The sequence below is a fragment of the Pseudomonas sp. KH_024_B2 genome, assembly GCF_057839965.1.
Window position 1 is genome coordinate 4,815,828 of the sequence record NZ_CM174502.1, and the last position, 20,675, is coordinate 4,836,502.

A 20,675-nucleotide genomic window follows, 5' to 3' on the forward strand; every position below is an offset into this window, starting at 1 on the left:
TATGCACGCTAGAACTCGAACACTGACGATGAAAAAACTGCTGGCGCCGACTCTGCTGGGGCTGGCCATTTTCGCCGGCACCGCACAGGCCGCGGCGCCATTGCGCCCGCCTCAGGGTTACAACGCGCCGATAGAAAAAATCAAGACCGGTGACAAGGCCGAAAGCTGCGGCGCGATGCCCGCGCCGTACACCCGGGAACTGCAATTTCGCAGCAAATATGAAGGCTCCGACAAGGCCCGTTCGACCCTCAATGAGAAATCGGAAAAAGCCTTCCGCGATGCCACTGCCGACATCACCAAGCTGGAGCGCGGCACCAGCAAACAGGTGATGCAATTCATGCGCGACGGTCGTCCGGAACAGCTCGAGTGCACCCTGAACTGGTTGACCACCTGGGCCAAGGCCGATGCGCTGATGTCCAAGGACTTCAACCACACCGGCAAGTCCATGCGCAAATGGGCGCTGGGCAGTATGGCTTCGTCCTACATCCGCCTGAAGTTCTCCGACTCGCACCCGTTGGCGAACCACCAGCAAGAGTCGCAATTGATCGAAGCCTGGTTCAGCAAAATGGCCGATCAGGTAGTCAGCGATTGGGACAACCTGCCGCTGGAACAAACCAACAACCACTCGTACTGGGCTGCCTGGTCAGTCATGGCCACCGCCGTGGCGACCGATCGCCGCGACCTGTTCGATTGGGCGGTGAAGGAATACAAAGTCGGCGTCAACCAGGTCGACGCGCAAGGCTTCTTGCCTAATGAGCTCAAACGCAAGAAGCGCGCCCTCGCCTATCACAACTATGCCCTGCCGCCGCTGGCGATGATTGCCAGCTTCGCTCAGGTCAACGGTGTGGACTTGCGTCAGGAAAACAACGGCGCGCTGAAACGCCTGGGCGACCGGGTGCTGGCCGGGGTCAAAGACCCTGACGAGTTCGAAGAAAAGAATGGTGAAGAACAGGACATGACCGACCTGAAAGTCGACTCGAAATTCGCCTGGCTCGAACCCTTCTGCAGCCTCTACACCTGCCCGCCGGATGTGCTCGAACGCAAACGCGAGATGCAGCCGTTCAAGACCTTCCGCCTGGGTGGCGACCTGACCAAGATCTATGACCCATCGCATGAGAAAGGCAACAAAGGCAGCTAACGCATGACTTCCTGCCAAGCAGGAAACCTTGTGGGAGCGAGCTTGCTCGCGATGACGGTGTGTCAGTCGACATCGATGCTGAATGTCAGGCCGCAATCGCGAGCAAGCTCGCTCCCACAGGGGATAGTGGACTGATTCGAATGCAATACATCCCCCCCGAATTTTGTTGGGGGGGGTTGGGGGGGCTCTGGCCCTTAACTGTTGGATAAACACGGAGAGTCGGGATGGTTTTCTCATCCAATGTGTTCCTGTTTCTGTTCTTGCCGATCTTTCTCGGCTTGTACTATTTGAGCGGGCAACGCTATCGCAATCTGCTGCTGCTGATTGCCAGCTACATGTTCTACGCCTGGTGGCGAGTGGACTTCCTGGCGCTGTTCATGGCCGTCACCCTGTGGAACTACTGGATCGGCCTGAAAGTCGGTGCCGCCGGGGTTCGCACCAAACCTGCGCAACGCTGGCTGTTGCTCGGCGTGGTGGTGGATCTGTGCATCCTCGGCTACTTCAAGTACGCCAACTTCGGCGTGGACAGCATCAACGCGATGATGACTTCGGTCGGTCTTTCGCCGTTCATCCTGACCCACGTACTGTTGCCGATCGGGATCTCGTTCTACATTTTCGAGTCCATCAGCTACATCATCGACGTCTACCGTGGCGATACCCCGGCGACCCGCAACCTGATCGACTTCGCGGCGTTCGTGGCGATCTTCCCGCACTTGATCGCCGGCCCTGTGTTGCGTTTCCGCGACCTGGCCGATCAGTTCAACAACCGCACCCACACCCTCGACAAGTTCTCCGAAGGTGCCACGCGGTTCATGCAGGGTTTCATCAAGAAGGTTTTCATCGCCGACACCCTGGCGGTCGTGGCCGACCATTGCTTTGCCCTGCAAAACCCGACCACGGGCGATGCCTGGCTCGGCGCACTGGCCTACACCGCGCAGCTGTACTTCGACTTCTCCGGCTACAGCGACATGGCCATTGGCCTGGGCTTGATGATGGGTTTCCGCTTCATGGAAAACTTCAAGCAGCCGTACATCAGCCAGTCGATCACCGAGTTCTGGCGGCGCTGGCACATCAGCCTCTCCACCTGGCTGCGTGACTACCTGTACATCACCCTGGGCGGTAACCGCAAAGGCACGCTGACCACCTACCGCAACCTGTTCCTGACCATGTTGCTCGGCGGTCTGTGGCACGGCGCGAACATCACTTACATCGTCTGGGGTGCCTGGCACGGCATGTGGCTGGCGATTGAAAAGGCCCTGGGTCTGAACACCTCGCCACACAGCTTCAACCCGATCCGCTGGGCGCTGACCTTCCTGCTGGTGGTCATGGGCTGGGTGATCTTCCGCGCGGAAAACCTGCACGTCGCCGGTCGCATGTACGGCGCCATGTTCAGCTTCAACGAGTGGTCGCTGTCGGAACTCAACGCCGCCAGCCTCACCGGCCTGCAAGTGGCAACCCTGGTGCTGGCTTACGCAACGCTGGCGTTCTTCGGCCTGCGGGACTTCTACGCCAATCGGCCAAAAGCCAAACCGGCGGCTGACACCCCAGCCGATGGCCCTGCCACCGCGCAACCGGGTCTGATCAAAGCCGTACCGGGTGATGCCGGCAACAGCATTCACCAACCGGGCTACATCGTCGGTACCGAAGCTCAGGTCCAAGCGGCCTACTGGGTCGCGGACTGGCCGCGCTATGCAATGCGCACCCTGGTACTGCTGCTGTTCGTGGCTTCGATTCTCAAACTTTCGGCGCAAAGCTTCTCGCCGTTCCTTTACTTCCAGTTCTGAGGGAGCCGACCATGACCCGCTCATTACGCATCCTCTACATCGCGCTGTTTATGGCCCTGCTGCTCGCTTTGGGCGTCTGGTCGACGCGCAGTTTCTTCGGCTTCAGCACCACTGCCGAGACCACCGTGCTCAACGGTCGCTGGACAAAAGCCGTCGAGACTCACTACGACGACGAGTTCCCGATCAAGCGCCTGGGCACCAATCTCTGGGCGGCGCTGGATTTCAAACTGTTCAACGAAGGTCGTCCGGGCGTCGTGCTCGGTCGCGATCAGTGGTTGTACAGCGATGAGGAATTCAACCCGATCGTCAACGAAGAGCTGAACCTGCAAGGCAACTACGCGCTGGTCGAAGGCGTGCGCCAGACCTTGCAGAAGCGCGGCGTGAAACTGGTGATGGCGATTGTCCCGGCCAAGGTTCGCCTGTACCCGGAACACCTGGGCGATGTACGTCCGGCCAGCATCCACGCCGATCTGTACAAGGACTTCCACGCCCGTATAGCGGCCAACAAGATCCTCGCTCCCGACCTGCTCGGCCCGCTGCAACAGGCCAAGCAAAACGGTCAGCAAGTGTTCCTGCGCACCGACACCCACTGGACCCCGACCGGCGCCGAGATCGCGGCCAAACAACTGGCCAAGGTGATTGCCGAGAAAACCCCGCTCAATAGCGCGCCGCAACGCTTTGTCACCGAAGCCGAGAAAACCGAACAGCACAAGGGCGACCTGACCCTGTTCCTGCCGCTGGATCCGCTGTTCAGCAACCTGATGCCACCGCAAGAGCCGCTGGAAAAGCGCACCACGCGCGTGGCTGAAGACCAGCCTGCCGGTGACGACGCCTTGTTCGCCGACAGCGAAGTTCCGGTGGCACTGATCGGCACCAGCTACAGCGCCAACCCCAGCTGGAACTTCGTCGGTGCCTTGAAAGAGGCCCTGCAAAGCGACGTGGTCAATTACGCCGAAGACGGCCACGGCCCGATTCTGCCGATGCTCAGCTACCTGAAAAGCGACGCTTTCAAGAACAGCCCGCCACAGGTGCTGATCTGGGAGTTCCCTGAACGATATCTGCCTGTGAACAACGAAATCGGCGACGCCGACCCACAGTGGGTCGCAGAACTCAAAGAAGCCGGCGTAAACCAACAAAACCTAGCAGCAAACACCCAATCCGAGACGCCCGATCGGGCGCAAAACTGAAAGAGAGGTACAACACATGACTTTCACTACTACTCCTCGTCGTCTCGCCAAGACTTTCGCCCTCGTTGCCGGCGTCAGCCTGCTGTCGATGCAAGCCTGGGCCGGCGACGCCGCCCTTTACGGCCCGACCGCACCAAAAGGCTCGAGCTTCGTGCGTATCTATAACGCCAGCAACCAGGAAGTCAGTGCCACCGTTGGCACCGCCAACCTCAGCGACGTCGCACCGCTGGGCAGCAGTGACTTCAGCTTCATGCCCGGCGGCGACTACAGCGCCAAGGTCGGCAGCCAGAGCCTGCCGGTGAAACTCGCGGCTGATCACTATTACACTCTGGTCAACAACGCCAGCGGCCAGCCACAATTGATCGAAGAACCGCCGTTCAAGAACAAGCAGAAAGCCCTGGTTCGCGTACAGAACCTCAGCGACAAACCACTGACCCTGAAAACCGCCGATGGCAAGACCGAAGTGATCCCGACCGTGGCCGCCAAGGGCCGTGGCGAGCGTGAAATCAACCCGGTGAAAGTCAGCCTCGCCCTCTATGAAGGCGACAAAAAAGTCGGCGACGTGAAACCGGTCGCCATGGAGCGCGGTGAAGCGGCAGTGCTCTACGTCACTGGCAGCGGCAGCAGCTTGTCGCCAGTCTGGGTAAAACGCCCGGTCTCGACGCGCTAATCAATTTGCCGGATTGACCCAGTTCCCCTTGTGGGAGCGAGCTTGCTCGCGAATACGGTTTCACATTCAACGATGATGTTGGCTGACCCACCGCTTTCGCGAGCAAGCTCGCTCCCACAATGAACCGAGGTGTCAATCGGACACGGAACAAAAACAAGAGTGAAACGACAGAACGCAGTAGCTCTAACCTATTTCGATTCAAGGAGAAACAACATGATTCCGGTAATCTTGTCAGGTGGTAGTGGCTCACGTCTTTGGCCGCTTTCGCGCAAGCAATTCCCCAAGCAGTTTCTCGCCCTGACCGGCGAGCAGACGCTGTTCCAGCAAACCCTCGAACGCCTGGTGTTCGACGGTATGGACACGCCGATCGTGGTCTGCAACAAGGAACACCGCTTCATCGTCAACGAGCAGCTGAGCAGCCGCAACCTCGACACCCAACGCATCCTGATGGAACCGTTCGGCCGCAACACTGCACCGGCCGTGGCCCTGACCGCGATGATGCTGGTCAACGAAGGCCGCGACGAGTTGATGCTGGTGCTGCCGGCCGACCACGTGCTTGAAGACCAGAAAGCCCTGCAGCGCGCCCTGGCCCTGGCCACCGTGGCGGCCGAGAATGGCGAGATGGTGCTGTTCGGCGTGCCGGCGACCAAACCGGAAACCGGCTACGGCTACATCAAGTCGACCAACGATTCGCTGCTACCCGAAGGTGTCAGTCGCGTGTCGCACTTCGTCGAAAAACCTGACGTAAAACGCGCTACCGAGTTCGTCGAAGCCGGCGGCTATTTCTGGAACAGCGGCATGTTCCTGTTCCGCGCCAGCCGCTTCCTGGAAGAGTTGAAAAAACATGATCCGGACATCTACGACACCTGCCTGCTGACCCTGGAACGCAGCGTGCAGGATGCCGACACCGTCGACATCGACGCAGCCACCTTCGCCTGCTGCCCGGACAACTCCATCGACTACGCCGTGATGGAAAAAACCCAGCGCGCCTGCGTCGTGCCGCTGACCGCTGGCTGGAGCGACGTCGGCTGCTGGTCGTCGTTGTGGGAAGTCAACGAAAAAGACGCCAATGGCAACGTCACCAAAGGCGACGTGGTGATCCAGGACAGCCGCAATTGCATGGTCCATGGCAATGGCAAACTGGTGTCGATCATCGGTCTGGAAAACATCGTCGTGGTCGAGACCAAGGACGCCATGATGATCGCCCACAAGGACAAGGTCCAGGGCGTCAAACAGATGGTCAACACCCTCAACGAACAGGGCCGCAGCGAAACCCAAAACCACTGCGAGGTCTACCGGCCATGGGGTTCCTATGACTCGGTGGACATGGGCGGACGCTTCCAGGTCAAGCGCATCTCGGTCAAGCCGGGCGCGTGCCTGTCCTTGCAGATGCACCACCACCGCGCCGAACACTGGATCGTGGTCAGCGGCACCGCCGAAGTGACCTGCGACGAGAACGTGTTCCTGCTCACTGAAAACCAGTCCACCTACATCCCGATCGCCTCGGTCCACCGCTTGCGCAACCCGGGCAAGATCGCCCTGGAAATCATCGAAGTGCAATCGGGCAGCTACCTGGGCGAAGACGATATCGAGCGTTTTGAAGATATCTACGGTCGCTCCAACCCGATCGAACGCGGCGTATCGGTGAAAACCATCGCCCAGTGATTGATCGGTAATACCGCTAAACAAGAAGCCCCCGTCCAGCCGACTGCGTCCCCTATCCGCAGTGGGTTGGGCGGGGGCTTTTTTATTTCAGAATTCCATACTGGATAATTGTGTTGGCTATTAGGCCCCCATCGCGAGCAATCGAGCGTCGACCGGCTGCTCCCACATTAGATCGTTGGCGTACACAAGATCTGTGACCACACGCGGTCGAGTGTGGGAGCGAGCTTGCTCGCGATGAGGCCCGAGAATTCACCGCTGATTCTCGCCCATGGTCAATCACACCTACGCTTGGGTAGGATGGTCTCTTCACTACCCGAGGTTTGCCTCATGTTCATCGGCGTCCTGCTGGTCATTACCTGGCTGATCCTGCTGCTGCGTTATCCGGACAAGGCCTTGCCGGTATCGCTGGCGGCGGCGATTGGCCTGGGTCTGGTGGCGGTGTGGGTGATCTGGCTGGACAACCGCGAGGTCAAGCAGCTGGCACGGCTGGAGTTGCGCATCAGTTATGCGCCCGAGCACTGTCCGGCGGATCGTCCGCTGCAACTGAAAATGAACAACGGCAATGACGTGCCGCTGACCGAGTTGCGTTGGCGGATCGCCGCTTATGCGCCCGGCGATACAGTGAACCTCGCGGAAAGTATCTACGCCGCCCCGCGCTACCGTGGTCCCGGCGAATTGCAGGCCGGCGCCTCGTGGGCAGACTGCTTGCCCCTGCCGCCGCTGCGCCCCGGTTATCGCCCGCAATCTCTGGAGTTTCGCGCCGAGCGTTTGCAGGGTAGTTTCTCTGACTGATCCATCATTTCTCCACCTCTTGCACAAGGACCGCGCCATGCCTCTCGCGTTAATCACCGGTTGTTCCAGCGGCATCGGCCGTGCGCTGGCTGACGTTTTCAAAACTGCCGGTTACGAGGTCTGGGCGACTGCGCGCAAGGCTGAGGATGTCGCGGTATTGGCCGCCGCCGGGTTCACTGCGGTGCAATTGGACGTTAACGATGGTCCGGCACTGCAGGCCTTGAGCGAGCGCATCAACCAGCAACACGGCGGCCTGGATGTGTTGATCAACAACGCCGGTTATGGCGCCATGGGGCCGCTGCTCGACGGTGGCGTGGAGGCGATGCAACGTCAGTTCGAAACCAATGTGTTCGCGGTGGTCGGGGTGACCCGTGCGCTATTCCCGGTACTGCGCCGCAGCAAGGGTTTGGTGGTGAATATCGGCAGCGTGTCCGGCGTGTTGGTGACGCCATTCGCCGGCGCTTATTGCGCCTCGAAAGCCGCCGTGCATGCCTTGAGCGATGCCCTGCGCATGGAGCTGGCGCCGTTCGGTATCCGCGTGATGGAAGTCCAGCCCGGCGCCATCGCCTCCAGCTTCGCCAAAAATGCCGGGCATGAAGCCGAACAGTTGATCACCGAGCAATCACCCTGGTGGCCGCTACGCGAAGGCATTCGCGCCCGGGCCAAAGCCTCCCAGGACAATCCGACGCCGGCCAGTGAATTTGCGGCTGATTTGCTCAAGGCTGTGCAGCAGAGCAAACCACCGCGTTTGTTGCGTTTGGGTAACGGCAGCCGGGCAATGCCATTGTTGGCAGCATTGCTGCCCAAGGGCGTGTTGGAGTCAGGGTTGATGAAGCGGTTTGGGTTGGGTGGGCGGTTGTAAGAGGGTTGTGTTTTACCTGATAGACCGCAGCGCCTTCTTCGCGGGCAAGCCCGCTCCCACAGATTCGCGGTGATCCATGTGGGAGCGGGCTTGCCCGCGAAGGGAGCGACTCGGTCTGACTGCTATTGCTCGCCCTCCTGCTTCACCACCACCGTACAAGTAATCCCCGCCGCCAGCAGCACGCCGTCCGGCACTTGATCGATGTGGATGCGCACCGGCACTCGTTGTGCCAGGCGTACCCAGTTGAAGGTCGGGTTGACGTCGGCGATCAGTTCGCGGCTTTCGGGGTTGTCGCGGTCGTAGATGCCGCGGGAAATGCTTTCCACATGGCCCTTGAGCACTTCGCCGCTCATGAGCTGCATATCGGCTTTGTCACCGACCCGTACATGGGGCAGTTTGGTCTCCTCGAAGAATCCGTAAACCCAGAACGAATTCATGTCGACCACGGCCATTTTCGCTTCGCCGATGCGCGCGTAGTCGCCGCGATGGACGTTGAGGTTAGTGACATAGCCATCCACCGCCGCCAGTACCTGGGTACGTTTAAGATTCAGCTGCGCCGCTTCCAGTTGCGCCTGGGCGTGTTGGTAATCGGCCAGGGCCGAGTCGGCGATGTTGCTGGCGTCGTCGCGGTTTTCTTTGGAGATCACCAGGCTGTCCATGTCGGCGCGGCGATGGGCGTTGACCTTGCGCATCTCCCAGGTGGCCTTGCGTGAAGCCACCAGCGAATGCGCCTGTTTCACCGCGATCTGGTAGTGCTCGGGGTCGATCTGCATCAGCAAGTCGCCCTTTTTCACCAACTGGTTGTCGCGCACCGGGACGTTGACCACTTCGCCGGTGACGTCGGCTGCCACGTTGATGATGTCGGCGCGCACCCGACCGTCGCGAGTCCAGGGGGTGTTCATGTAATGCACCCAAAGGGTCCGGCCGATCCATAAGGCGAGGGCCAGCACCAGCAAGGTGGCGAGCAGGCTGAAAAGCTTCTTCATCAGGTCATTCTCAACGGTAAACAGTGAGCGCCAGGGCGCCGAAGATGCAGGTGAACAGGCTCAGGCGCAGCAGCGCCGGGTGCCAGAAAAAACGGTACAGATCCAGGCCTGCCAGAAACCGGTCCAGCGCCCAGGCAAGCAGCGCTGCGATAAAAAACATCAGGGTCATGGTCGGCATGTACACGCCGTGGAAAGCGATCTCACGAGGCATGTTCTAGTCCTTGGGGTGCAGCGAATGCCGCCAGCGGTGATTGCGGGTCGAGTAACGAGGTGCGGATGAAATGCAGGTAGCTCTTCACTCGACGTAGTGCCGAGGTATCGAAGTGCGGTGCGAAAGGCTCGTCGGTGGCTTGCACCTGACTGATGGCGTGGTCGACGGCGATCAGGCCGCGTTCGAGATTGTTTTGGCTCGGTTGAATAAACAGCCGCACCAACGAACGACCCATCCGCCGAATCGCCTGACGCCATGGTTGGGATTCGGCGTAGGCCGGGTGCACCGGGAGGATCGCCTGTTCTTTGCGCAACTCGATGATCGCGTGACCGACTTCCAGCACCACCAACATCCAGCGCAGCAGATCACGTTGCACCTGCGGTTGCCCGGCGGCCAGGCCATAGGCCTGATGCAGCAAATCCCGAGTGCGACTTTCGAAGCTCGAACCGAGCCCCTTGAGTTTTCCGCTGATGGCGTACACCACCTGCTCGCGCAAATCCTGTTCCAGCCGACGCCACAACCAGCGGCTGTTGGGCGGCAGAATGATCGCCCCGGCGGCGGCGCAGACCAGCATGCCGATGACCATGGCGATGTAGTCGTTGATGAAGGCGTAGGGGTTATAGACGGTCGGGTTGTCCGGCACGGAACCGGTGCTGAAAAAGATCAGCAAACCCAGGCCAACCCCTGCGTATTGCGGCCGTGACGAGAGAAACGAACCGAACACGATTACCGGTGCCAGCATCACACAGAGCAACGGAAAACCGTCGATCCAGGGAAAGACGAAGAACATCTCGACGAAGCCCACCGACGCACCGATCAAAGTGCCGCAGGCCATCTGAAACGCCATGCGCTTGGGGTTGGGTGTGGCGGCGGACAGGCCGACGGTGGCCGCCGCGATCAGGGTCATGGTGGCGCCGCCGGGCCAGGCCGTCGCTACCCAATAACTGCCGAGTAGCACCAGAATGAACGCCGCCCGAATCCCCGAAGCCGCCGAGACCAGCCAGTTGGTTTGCGGCGTAAAGGGTTCATCCCATTGCTCGCGTTCGTGGCTGTGTTCGGCCAGCGAAGCGTGGGTCTGTGCATAACTGTGCAGGTCGTCGACGAAGCGATAGAGCAACTCATATGCGGTGTGAAAATCCAGCTGCTCGGCATCGCCCGGATCATTCTCCTGAAAGATCGCCCGCAGGCTGCGCACCCGAGCCGGCAAACCTTCTTTAAAAGTCGCCAGCTGCATGGCCAGGCGTGCCGCATCGGCGCTGGTCAGCGCCCGCCCGGAAAAGCCGTCGAGCATTTCAGCCAGATCCTGCAAGCCGGGTTTGATTGCCGCCACCACCGGCTCGGTGCCACTGCTGCGCAAACGCTCGAGCAATTGGTGCAAGGCGTTGAAGCGCGTGGTGATACCCATGAATTCGCTATTGAGCCGACTGAGCCGACCATTGCGCCGCCGCATGTGCGGGTCTTCGAATACGGTGACACTGCGCAGCCCTTCCAGACCGAGCGCTTCAGCGATAAAGCGCACGTTGCTGTTTTCGAACGTATCGCGCTGACTGCGGCCGCGCAGGCCATCGCTGACGAACAGCGCGAACACGCCGAAGCGTTGATCCAGTGCGTCGCGCATCGCCGCACTGGCGGTTTGCGGGAGGATCGAAGCGCTGACCAGCGTCGCGCAGAGAATCCCCAAAGAGATTTCCAGCACCCGCCACACCGCGGCCATAAAAGCGCTATCAGGGTGGGCCAGCGCCGGCAAACCGATCATCGCCGCGGTGTAACCGGCCAGCACAAAACCATAGGCGCGAAAGTTGCGATAACGCGCCGCGCCAGCCGAGCAGATACCGACCCAGATCGCCAGCGAGCCGAGGAACAGTTCGGTGTTCTGCGCAAACAGGGCGATCAGCGCGACCATCACCGCCGACCCGGCCAGGGTGCCGAGGAAACGATAGAAGCTCTTGGCGAACACCTGCCCGCTCTGCGGCTGCATCACGATAAACACCGTGATCATCGCCGTGCGCGGTTGCGGCAATTCCAGACGCATGGCCAGCCAAAGAGTCAGAAAAGCCGCGATCAACACCTTGAAGATATAAACCCAGGTCACGCCATCGCTGCGTGCCCAGTCGAAAAAACCACGCCGCCATTCGAGGGAATACAGCCAGCGCAAAGGTGCGGGCAAGGGAGTCATGAAATCCTGCTCAATGGTCGAGGGCTTGAAGAAGGGCCAAAATGCTGCTTAAGGCGAGCGAGAACTTTGTGGCGAGCGAGCTTGCTCGCGCTGGGCTGCGTAGCGGCCCCAAAATTCTGGTAACCAATGCCGGTTTTATGAGTGCTACGCACTCAAGCGGGAGCAAGCTCCCTCGCCACAAATGTGGGTGTGCCTGAAACATCGCGCTCACTTCAAAATACTCGGGGTTTTCGGGACCTGGGTCTGCTCGGCGGTCGGCACGTCGTTGCCCGCACCGAGTCCGCCGCCGAGCGCTGTCACCAGATCGGCATGGGCACTTAAGCGCGCCGCCTGAACCTGCTGCTGCACTTGCTGCTGTTTGAACAGCAGGGTCTGGGCGTTAAGCACGTTGAGGTAGTCGGTCAGCCCGCGCTGATACGCGATCATTGCGATGTCATAGGTCTTCTGCGCCGAGGCCACCGACTCGGCGGCGAAGCCTTGCTGCTGGTCCATGGACTCGCGACGGATCAACTGATCGGAAATGCTCTTCAGCGCGTTGACCAGGGTCTGGTTGTAGTTGGCCACGGCGATGTCATAACCGGCCGAGGCTTCACCCAGCGCCGAGCGCAGACGCCCCCCGTCAAAAATCGGCAGGGAGATCGCCGGGCCGACGCTGTAGGTGAGCTTCTTGCCCGTCAGGAACTCCAGCGCGCCACCACCGGTGGCCATGAAACCAAGGCTGCCCAGCAGATCGACGTTGGGATAGAAACCGGCGTGAGCGACATCAATGCCTCGCGCTTGAGCCGCCACTTGCCAACGACTGGCGACCACGTCGGGACGTTGACCGAGCAGTTCGGCGGGCAAGGCTGACGGCAACTTCAATGCAGCGCCCAGCGACAGGCTCGGCCGTTGCAACTGCGCACCCTCCCCCGGACCTTTGCCTGCGAGCGCGGCGAGCTGGTTGCGACTCAGGGCGATTTCTTCGTCCAGTGCATCCAGTTGCCGATGGGTTTCCGGCAAGGGTGTTTGTGCCTGACTGACTTCGAAGTGCGTGCCGATGCCACCGTCCAGACGCCTCGAAGCCAGGTCGAGGATCTGCTGTTGCTGCTTGAGGGTCGCGTTGACGATGTCCCGCTGAGCGTAATGCAGGGACAGCTGGATATAGGCGCGAACGACGTTGTTCTGCAGTTCGAGTCGGGCCATGCGCGCTTCGGCGGCGCTCATGTGGGCCAGGTCCACGGCACGCTCGGTGGCGTTGCTTTCGCGACCCCAGAGGTCGAGGGCGTAGCTGAAACCCAGCGCGGCATTGTTGTCCCAGGTAGTGCTATTGGCCAGTTCACCAGGGCCATAGAACGGGTCGGTGGGCCAGTTGTGGCGTTTGAGTGTGGAGTCGCCATTGATCTGCAACGACTCGGCCGATTCGGCAATCCCGGCCATCGCCCGGGCCTGGCGCACTCTTGCGGTGGCCATGGCCATGCTCGGACTGCCTTGCACGGCGAGGTCGATCCAGCGGTTCAATTGCGGGTCGCCATAGGCCTGCCACCACTGGACGGTCGGCCAGTGAGCGTCCTGCGCGGCGCTCTGGATCGCCTGGTCGGTAGCCAATGAATTGGCGGTGAGTGTCTTGCCTTGGGGGGCAATTCCTCCGGTTCCGATGCAGCCGCTGATTGCTAACGATAAAGCCCAAACACTGAGAGTCTTCAGCTCTCTGCTGATACGACGCGGCACTGCTGCGAATTCCTGAGGTGGGAGAGAATCGAGATTCTGTGGACACTGACTTATCTGTGGGAGCGAGCCTGCTCGCGATGGCATCGGCGCGGTGTACCTGATGCACCGAGTTGTTTGCATCGCGAGCAGGCTCGCTCCCACACACCAGTAACGGCGCAATTCTAGGGGGCGGCCCGAATGGCGATAAGCCGGGATTCCTGTGAATCTTTGTTACCGTTAACGCGATAATCCGTTAGTCGAGGTCACGTCACCCCGTAACTTCGTGTCACAATTTGCCATCTGCCTTGAGAGCATCCCATGGACACTTTGCAAAACATGCGGGCCTTCAGTTGTGTGGCCGAGGCCGGCAGCTTCACTGCCGCTGCCGTGCAACTGGATACCACGACGGCCAACGTCTCGCGCGCGGTGTCCAACCTGGAAGCCCACCTGCAAACCCGCCTGCTCAATCGAACGACTCGACGCATCGCCCTGACCGAAGCCGGCAAACGTTACCTGCTGCGCTGCGAGCAGATCCTGGCTTACGTCGAAGAGGCCGAAGCCGAGGCCAGCGACGCCCACGCGCGCCCGGCCGGGCAGCTCAAGGTGCACACCATGACCGGCATCGGTCAGCATTTCGTGATCGACGCCATCGCCCGCTATCGCAAGACTCACCCGGACGTCACCTTCGACCTGACCATGGCCAACCGCGTGCCGGATCTGCTGAACGAGGGTTACGACGTGTCCATCGTGCTCGCCAGCGAGCTGCCGGACTCGGGTTTCGTCTCGCAACGCCTGGGCATCACCTACAGCATCGTTTGCGCCTCACCGGCCTACGTCAAAGCCAACGGCTGCGCGCACAAACCCAGCGACCTGCTGAACCACGCCTGCCTGCGCCTGGTGAGCCCGGTGATTGCACTGGATAAGTGGCTGTTCGACGGCCCGGAAGGCCAGGAAATGGTCACCATCAACAGTTCACCGTTTCTGGTGAACTCGGCCGACGCGATGAAAACCGCCATCACCAGCGGCATGGGCGTTGGCGTGCTGCCGGTCTACGCGGCCATCGAAGGCCTGCGCAATGGGACCCTGGTGCGGGTAATGCCGAACTACCGCTCGCAAGAGCTGAACCTGTACGCCATCTACCCGTCGCGCCAGTACCTGGATGCGAAGATCAAGACCTGGGTCGAGTACCTGCGCGGTTCACTGCCGGAGATCCTCGCGGCGCATCAGGCGGAGCTGGCGGCGTATGAGTTGAGCGGGAGCATGAGTGGGGCACGGTTGGCGAATTGATCTCAAGGATGTATGCGATCGAATGTGGCGAGGGAGCTTGCTCCCGCTCGGCTGCGCAGCAGTCGTAAATCGGGCAATGCATTTTTACCTGTTGGAACACAACTGCAGGTTTTGGGACGGCTGCGCCGTCCAGCGGGAGCAAGCTCCCTCGCCACAGGTTTTGTGTTGGCTAAAGAATGTGGAAGCCTCGCCACAACCCCGCCAAGAATGATAGCTTGCTTGGCATTCTCCTCCGCCCGACGAGCCCTTCTCCAATGAAAAAAACCGTACTCGCCTTCAGCCGTGTCACGCCCGAAATGGTCGAGCGTCTGCAACAGGACTTCGACGTGATCGTGCCGAACCCCAAGCTCGGCGACATCAATGCCCAATTCAACGAAGCCCTGCCCACCGCTCACGGTCTGATCGGCGTCGGTCGCAAGCTCGGTCGGGCGCAGCTCGAGAACGCCGCCAGACTGGAAGTGGTTTCCAGCGTTTCGGTCGGCTATGACAATTACGATCTGGCCTACTTCAACGAGCGCGGGATCATGCTCACCAACACCCCGGACGTACTCACCGAAAGCACCGCCGACCTGGCCTTCGCGCTGTTGATGAGCAGCGCCCGGCGTGTCGCCGAACTGGATGCCTGGACCAAAGCCGGCCAGTGGCAGGCCACCGTCGGCGCGCCGTTGTTTGGCTGCGATGTGCACGGAAAAACCCTGGGCATCGTCGGCATGGGCAACATCGGCGCGGCCATCGCCCGTCGTGGGCGTCTGGGTTTCAACATGCCGGTGATCTACAGCGGCAACAGCCGCAAGATTGACCTGGAACAGGAACTCGGCGCCCGGTTGCGCAGCCTCGATCAGTTGCTGGCCGAGGCGGATTTCGTCTGTCTGGTGGTGCCCCTCAGTGAAAAAACCAGACACTTGATCAGCCATCGCGAACTGGCGCTGATGAAGTCGAGCGCAATTCTGGTGAATATTTCCCGGGGCCCGGTGGTCGACGAACCAGCGCTGATCGACGCCCTGCAAAACAACCGGATTCGCGGTGCCGGGCTGGATGTCTACGAGAAAGAACCGCTGGCCGAATCGCCACTGTTCCAGCTGAAAAACGCCGTGACCTTGCCGCACATTGGCTCGGCCACCCATGAAACCCGCGAAGCCATGGCCAACCGCGCCCTGGACAATCTGCGCAGCGCATTGCTCGGTGAACGACCGCGGGATCTGGTCAATCCGCAGGTGTGGAAGGGTTAACGCGCAAACAGGCACGCCTGCCTGGGCGTGCCTGTTAAAGAGCCTCACACATAATCTTTACCGCACTCCCGCACATCAACTACACACGTTGAAACTCACTCCTCTTATATGCAACGCCTTCGCGCTCTAAGCTTGCACTGTATAAGCCCCCAAGGGACTAACAGCGGAGAGTGCACACCATGAGGATTGTCACAACAGCCCACGCAATCAGATACAGCAAAGTACTGATCATGTCGTTCGTGGGGTTTTTCGGCCTACTGCTCATATTCAGCAACCTGACAGACTACTCATCCAACCTTGGCGGATGCAGGAGCTGAGTGCAACACGGTTATTGAATTGAAGCCGGGGCATCATGCCGCATAGCCATGGCCTCTTGCATCACTTGGCCCATCACTTCGATTGGACATTTGAAATCGAAACGCTTACGTGGGCGCATGTTCAGTTGCAGCGCTATGGCATCGAGCTCTTCCTGGCTGTGGACTGACAAGTCAGTCCCCTTGGGCAAGTACTGGCGGATCAGCCCGTTGATATTTTCGTTGCTGCCGCGCTGCCAAGGGCTGTGCGGGTCACAGAAATAGATGGCCACACCGGTCTTCTGGGTAATTTCGACGTGCCGCGCCATCTCCCGGCCCTGGTCGTAGGTCATGCTTTTACGCATCGCCAGCGGCATGCGATTGAGCGCCGCACTGAAGCCCTCCATCGCAGAGGTCGCCGTCGCATCATTCATTTTCACCAGCATCAAGTAACCACTGGTACGTTCCACCAGGGTGCCTACAGACGAGGCGTTGGCTTTGCCCTTGATCAGATCGCCTTCCCAATGTCCCGGCATCAACCGGTCTTCAATCTCGGGTGGGCGCACGTGAATGCTGACCATTTCGGGGATCTGGCCTCGCCGATCCACTCCACCAGAGCGAGGCCTACGGGCCGTTTTGCCTTGGCGCAGGCAGATGATCAGCTCCTTGCGAAGCTCACCGACCGGCAGGGCGTAGATCGCGGTGTAGATCGTCTCGCGGCAGACGTAGGCTTCTTTGAGGCTGGGTATGTTCATGCTGCGTAGCTTGCCGGCAATTTGCTCGGGAGACAAACGCTCACGCAGCATATGAGTCACTAACTCGAAACGTTCGCTGCCCGGCAGCAGCTTACGTTTGGGTCGACAGCTGCGGCGGCGAACCTGCATGTAGTGCTGGGCAGCACGTACCGAATAGCGGCCACAGGCTTCTCGGTTGCGGCGCAGCTCCCGGCTTACCGTCGAGGGCGCTCGGTTGATCAAACGGGCGATCCTTCGCTGACTAAAGCCTTGGGCTTGGCCGAGCTGGATGGTGACGCGTTCTTCGACGCTGAGTTCGTTATAGGACATAGGGGCAACACCGTACCGGAAAGGTCAGGTGTTGCACTCAGTTTTTGCGGCCGCCCTTGAATATGTCGGACACGTACTGAGCATGGACACGGTCTCGGAAAACAATACACGGCGTTATCGAGCGATTACCTCGCCCCTTCTGCATCATCGGGTTTATTGGGCGTTCATAACACTTGAAGTTACATTTACCCTGAGTTGCCTGATCGGCACTTACCAACTATACAAAACTATCAATGGAACGCACCTGGAGTTTCACGAGGCTAAACAATTTTCAATTGTCGGCCTGATGATTGGCATTTTTATTTACTATGTCTGCCTGCAGCTTATTGGCGTTGAATGGTTCGATATGGATGAATCCCCACAGTGGAACGTCACGCAATGGTCTCAGAGCGTTCTGAACTTCCTGATGTTCGCGCTTGTTTTTCTAGTATTGAAGATCGAGTAATAAGCACCGCCCGTGGGTTTTGACCAACGGCTACACGGGCGGTCATTCGATAAAGCGTTGGCTCACGCCAATTTGCTTGTCCCGATCAGCAACGGCCTGGGCTTGCGAAACACCAACACGTTACCCAGCATCACCAGCACCAACCCGGCGAGTGCTGGTGCAGTCCACTGGTAGCCCTCGGCAAACGCCGAAACATTCAGCGCCACCACCGGGAACAACACCGTGCAATACGCGGCCCGCTCCGGGCCCATGCGCCCGACCAGGGTCAGGTAGGCGGTGAAGCCAATCACCGAGCCTGGAATCACCAGATACAGCAACGAACCGACGTAGCGCGCGTTCCACTCCATTGCGAAGGGGATGCCATTGACCAGGCAGTAAACCGACAGCATCGCAGCGCCATAGGCCATGCCCCAGGCGTTGGTGGTCAATGGTTTGAGGCCGGCTTTCTGTTGCAGGCTCGAGAGCATGTTGCCGGCCGAGAAGCACATGGTTCCCAGCAGCGCCAACCCCAGACCGAGCAAGGTTTGCGGGCTGGCGGTGTGGTCGCCCAGTTCTGGCCAGAACAGAAAGCCCAGGCCCAGCAGGCCCAGCGCCCCGCCCATCAGCACATTACGGGCAATTTGCTGACCGAAGAACACCCGAGCATTCAGGGCATTCCATAACGTCGCAGTGGAAAACACCACGGCGACCAGGCCGCTGGGAATCCATTGGCTGGCGTACAAGAAGCACATGAAGTTGACGCAGAACAGGCACAGGCCCTGGGCCAGGCAGAGCAGATGCCCGCGACGATTCATGACTTGCAGGCGCTGGCTGAGCAGCAATATGACGAACAGCACCAGCGCCGCCAGACCGAAGCGATAGACGATCGACACTGGAATCGCCACCACACCCAGTTGCAGCTTGAGGGCGATCCAGGTGGTGCCCCAGATCAGCACGGTGAGCAGGTATAACGTGATGTTCATGGTGAGGGCTCCTGAGTATGGCGATCAGTCTCAGGCCCCAATGCGTCGAGGCGCTTGCATAAACTTGCGCTTTTGTCGGATCGTCGACTCACAGCGCCAAGGCTACGGAGTAGGATGCAAAGCGTTGGAGAGGACGACCATGCCCACACTGGAAAACCTGCAAGTCTTTCAAGCCCTGAACCGCTCGCCCAATGCTCGTCTCGAGCACAGCGCCGAGCTCGGTGACGGCATGGCTGCAGCCTTGTGGAGCAACCATCACGATGCCCAGGACTACGAAGCGCCGAGCCATCACACCTTGTCCTGCTACATCGCCGGCGGCACCGGCACCTTTCGCCGTGAACACCCCGACACCAAGGGTGGCCCGGACAAACTCTGCATTCTGCCCGCCGAGCACCAGTCAGCCTGGGTGATCAACGGCGAAATCCGCCTGGCCCACCTGTACTTCAGCCCGGAGCAATTTGCCCTCGGTTGCATCACCCTGCTGGACCGCGAACCCCGTGAACTGCAATTGCAGGAAAGCACCTTCCTCGACGATCCGCTGCAAGCCCGACGGTTTCGGCAGTTGATCCAGCTGAACTGGAACGAACCCGCAGAGCGTCTGCTGACCAGCAGCCTGGCCCACGAACTGCTCAGCCATACGTTGCTCAGCCAGGTCGGGCAGCGCCAGGGTTTACGGCTCAAGGGCGGGTTGGCCGCGCACCAACGGCGGCAGCTGGTGGAGTACATCGACAGCCAATTGGCCGAGCCCATCAGCCTTGGGCAACTGGCCGGGTGCTGTGCGTTGTCGGAATACCACTTCGCGCGGATGTTTCGTGAAAGTTTTGGCCTGCCGCCTCATCAGTACGTGTTGGCCCGGCGTCTGGCCCATGCGCGGCAATTACTGCGCACGACGTCGCAGCCGCTGGGCGAAATCGCGCTGGCCTGTGGTTTTGCCAGCGCCAGTCATTTCACCAACCGCTTCCGGCAAGCGGTGGGTGGAACGCCTGGGGAGTATCGGCAGGCGTTTTTGCGCTAGTGCGGCGACCCTGTAAGGTTGTGGGTGTCTGGGAGGCCGCTATCGCGAGCAAGCTCGCTCCCACACAGGATAGGTGTCAAGCCAGATCTCTATGATCGACACACATTCCCTGTGGGAGCGAGCTTGCTCGCGATGAACGATGACGCGGTCTACCTTCAGAACTCCAGGGTGCTCGACACCGACACCTGCCGCGAATCCCCCATGGACACAAAGAACCGGCTCACAAAGGCACGATCGGTGTCGGTTATACCGAAGGCGCGTGGAAACTGAACCTGGACAGCAGCTACCAGAGCGACCAGTTCGCCGACAACGCCAACACCTCGGCCGAGAGCGCTGATGGCAGCACCGGCACGATTCCGGGCTACATGCTGTTTCGTAGCCGCGCGACGTATGACTTCGGGCCGAAACTGTCGGACTTGAATGTGGCGGTGGGGGTGAAAAACATCCTCAACCACCAGTACTTCACCCGCTCGTTCGATGACAACAACAAGGGCAAGTACGTGGGGGAACCACGGACGGTGTATGTGCAGACGTCGGTGGCGTTCTGATTCAATGGCGTCTAGAGCCGGACACAGGAATCACTAAACCCCGAAAACAAGAACGGGCCTGCAATGCAGGCCCGTTTTTCAGTTGGAAGGTAAAAGCCGACTCAGGCCTCAGCCGTTGAGCGCAGCCTGTTCGTTCTCGAGAAATTCATCTTCAAGCAGCGCATCGGCATGAGCACCTGTCTCAAGCGGCACCACAGCGGCACGTGGTTTACCACGCAATTTGCCGTACAGGTGTTCCAGCGCATGTTCCAGTTTGGTCGCCGCCCCTTCGATGGCCAGCTCCAGGCTCTCGGCTTTATGGGTGACCGAAATCGGTTGATGGCCTTTTGGGCGTGCCTCAAGTTGGCAACGCATATCGTGGGGACCGGGTTTGTCACCGTTCTCGTCCCGCAGGTGAACCTCGACCCGTGTCAGGTCTTCTTCGTAACGTTCGAGCGTGCTCTCAATGGTAGTACGTACCCACTCCTCCAGTCGGATGCTGCTTTGAATATGGTTATCGCTATTGACTTGGATTTGCATAGTTCATCCCTTATTTCAGCTAGCTCGCGAGAGGTTCCCCGGTTGGCCCGTTGGCGTAATGACCGTGACCTCTTACTTACAGAGTCGGGCTGCGCGCAGAACAATTCAACCCCTAAAAAAAGATAAATTTTCATTCACAAAAAAAGCCGGACAACA

Annotated in this window: 18 protein-coding genes and 1 pseudogene; 12 read left to right on the plus strand and 7 right to left on the minus strand. The window is 59.8% G+C overall.

Going from position 1 to position 20,675, the window contains the following annotated elements; translation table 11 throughout:
* Position 1 precedes the first annotated feature (1 nt).
* The 7 genes from AC3I0A_RS22435 to AC3I0A_RS22465 all read left to right on the plus strand — a co-directional run bounded on the left by AC3I0A_RS22435 (position 2) and on the right by AC3I0A_RS22465 (position 8,098).
* Positions 2–1,138: a mannuronate-specific alginate lyase gene (locus tag AC3I0A_RS22435; RefSeq protein WP_489374777.1), complete on the plus strand. Its 1,137-nt coding sequence runs from the start codon at positions 2–4 to the stop codon at positions 1,136–1,138.
* A 224-nt stretch (positions 1,139–1,362) separates the two neighbouring features.
* The gene (locus AC3I0A_RS22440) at positions 1,363–2,922 is read left to right on the plus strand and encodes an MBOAT family O-acyltransferase (RefSeq protein ID WP_489374778.1); all 1,560 of its coding nucleotides are present in this window, start codon (positions 1,363–1,365) and stop codon (positions 2,920–2,922) included.
* An 11-nt stretch (positions 2,923–2,933) separates the two neighbouring features.
* A complete protein-coding gene (locus AC3I0A_RS22445) occupies positions 2,934–4,109 on the plus strand; it encodes an alginate O-acetyltransferase (RefSeq protein WP_489374779.1) in 1,176 nt (391 codons plus the stop codon).
* A 16-nt stretch (positions 4,110–4,125) separates the two neighbouring features.
* Positions 4,126–4,779 (plus strand): alginate O-acetyltransferase AlgF, encoded by a 654-nt coding sequence (locus AC3I0A_RS22450; RefSeq protein ID WP_489374780.1) that lies wholly within the window; start codon positions 4,126–4,128, stop codon positions 4,777–4,779.
* Positions 4,780–4,992: 213 nt separating this feature from the next.
* Positions 4,993–6,444, plus strand: coding sequence for a mannose-1-phosphate guanylyltransferase/mannose-6-phosphate isomerase (locus AC3I0A_RS22455; RefSeq protein ID WP_489374781.1), 1,452 nt, complete (start codon positions 4,993–4,995; stop codon positions 6,442–6,444).
* Between the two features lie 327 nt (positions 6,445–6,771).
* Positions 6,772–7,236: a multidrug transporter gene (locus AC3I0A_RS22460; RefSeq protein WP_489374782.1), complete on the plus strand. Its 465-nt coding sequence runs from the start codon at positions 6,772–6,774 to the stop codon at positions 7,234–7,236.
* Between the two features lie 37 nt (positions 7,237–7,273).
* Positions 7,274–8,098, plus strand: a complete 825-nt coding sequence (locus AC3I0A_RS22465) for an SDR family oxidoreductase (RefSeq protein ID WP_489374783.1) — start codon at positions 7,274–7,276, stop codon at positions 8,096–8,098.
* A gap of 122 nt (positions 8,099–8,220) precedes the next feature.
* Here AC3I0A_RS22465 and AC3I0A_RS22470 read toward each other — a convergent pair whose 3' ends face one another.
* The 4 genes from AC3I0A_RS22470 to AC3I0A_RS22485 form a co-directional block, all read right to left on the minus strand.
* The gene (locus AC3I0A_RS22470) at positions 8,221–9,084 is read right to left on the minus strand and encodes an efflux RND transporter periplasmic adaptor subunit (RefSeq protein WP_489374784.1); all 864 of its coding nucleotides are present in this window, start codon (positions 9,082–9,084) and stop codon (positions 8,221–8,223) included.
* A 10-nt stretch (positions 9,085–9,094) separates the two neighbouring features.
* Positions 9,095–9,295, minus strand: a complete 201-nt coding sequence (locus AC3I0A_RS22475) for a DUF1656 domain-containing protein (protein ID WP_489068449.1) — start codon at positions 9,293–9,295, stop codon at positions 9,095–9,097.
* A complete protein-coding gene (locus AC3I0A_RS22480; protein WP_489374785.1) occupies positions 9,285–11,471 on the minus strand; it encodes an FUSC family protein in 2,187 nt (728 codons plus the stop codon). The genes AC3I0A_RS22475 and AC3I0A_RS22480 overlap by 11 nt, the downstream gene beginning before the upstream one ends.
* A gap of 207 nt (positions 11,472–11,678) precedes the next feature.
* On the minus strand, positions 11,679–13,178 hold the full coding sequence (locus tag AC3I0A_RS22485; protein ID WP_489374786.1) for an efflux transporter outer membrane subunit: 1,500 nt from the start codon (positions 13,176–13,178) through the stop codon (positions 11,679–11,681).
* A gap of 297 nt (positions 13,179–13,475) precedes the next feature.
* Between AC3I0A_RS22485 and AC3I0A_RS22490 the strand changes: the two genes are divergently transcribed.
* The gene (locus tag AC3I0A_RS22490; protein WP_489374787.1) at positions 13,476–14,444 is read left to right on the plus strand and encodes a LysR family transcriptional regulator; all 969 of its coding nucleotides are present in this window, start codon (positions 13,476–13,478) and stop codon (positions 14,442–14,444) included.
* A gap of 254 nt (positions 14,445–14,698) precedes the next feature.
* The gene (locus AC3I0A_RS22495; RefSeq protein ID WP_489374788.1) at positions 14,699–15,673 is read left to right on the plus strand and encodes a 2-hydroxyacid dehydrogenase; all 975 of its coding nucleotides are present in this window, start codon (positions 14,699–14,701) and stop codon (positions 15,671–15,673) included.
* Between the two features lie 328 nt (positions 15,674–16,001).
* On the opposite strand, the gene AC3I0A_RS22500 is transcribed toward AC3I0A_RS22495, so the two are convergent.
* On the minus strand, positions 16,002–17,030 hold the full coding sequence (locus AC3I0A_RS22500) for an IS30 family transposase (protein WP_489372379.1): 1,029 nt from the start codon (positions 17,028–17,030) through the stop codon (positions 16,002–16,004).
* Positions 17,031–17,058: 28 nt separating this feature from the next.
* On the opposite strand from AC3I0A_RS22500, the gene AC3I0A_RS22505 reads away from it, so the two are divergent.
* Positions 17,059–17,475, plus strand: coding sequence for a DUF2165 family protein (locus tag AC3I0A_RS22505; RefSeq protein WP_489374789.1), 417 nt, complete (start codon positions 17,059–17,061; stop codon positions 17,473–17,475).
* A 62-nt stretch (positions 17,476–17,537) separates the two neighbouring features.
* On the opposite strand, the gene AC3I0A_RS22510 is transcribed toward AC3I0A_RS22505, so the two are convergent.
* Positions 17,538–18,437, minus strand: coding sequence for a DMT family transporter (locus tag AC3I0A_RS22510; protein ID WP_489374790.1), 900 nt, complete (start codon positions 18,435–18,437; stop codon positions 17,538–17,540).
* A gap of 139 nt (positions 18,438–18,576) precedes the next feature.
* On the opposite strand from AC3I0A_RS22510, the gene AC3I0A_RS22515 reads away from it, so the two are divergent.
* Entirely contained in the window at positions 18,577–19,452 is an 876-nt protein-coding gene (locus AC3I0A_RS22515) for a helix-turn-helix domain-containing protein (protein ID WP_489374791.1), read from the plus strand.
* Between the two features lie 221 nt (positions 19,453–19,673).
* Positions 19,674–20,000: pseudogene (locus tag AC3I0A_RS22520) on the plus strand (TonB-dependent Fe(3+) dicitrate receptor FecA); the annotation flags it as partial.
* Between the two features lie 108 nt (positions 20,001–20,108).
* Here AC3I0A_RS22520 and AC3I0A_RS22525 read toward each other — a convergent pair.
* Positions 20,109–20,519 carry an HPF/RaiA family ribosome-associated protein gene (locus AC3I0A_RS22525; RefSeq protein WP_489374792.1) on the minus strand — a complete coding sequence of 137 codons (411 nt, stop codon included), beginning with the start codon at positions 20,517–20,519 and terminating at the stop codon, positions 20,109–20,111.
* Between the last annotated feature and the right edge of the window lie 156 nt (positions 20,520–20,675).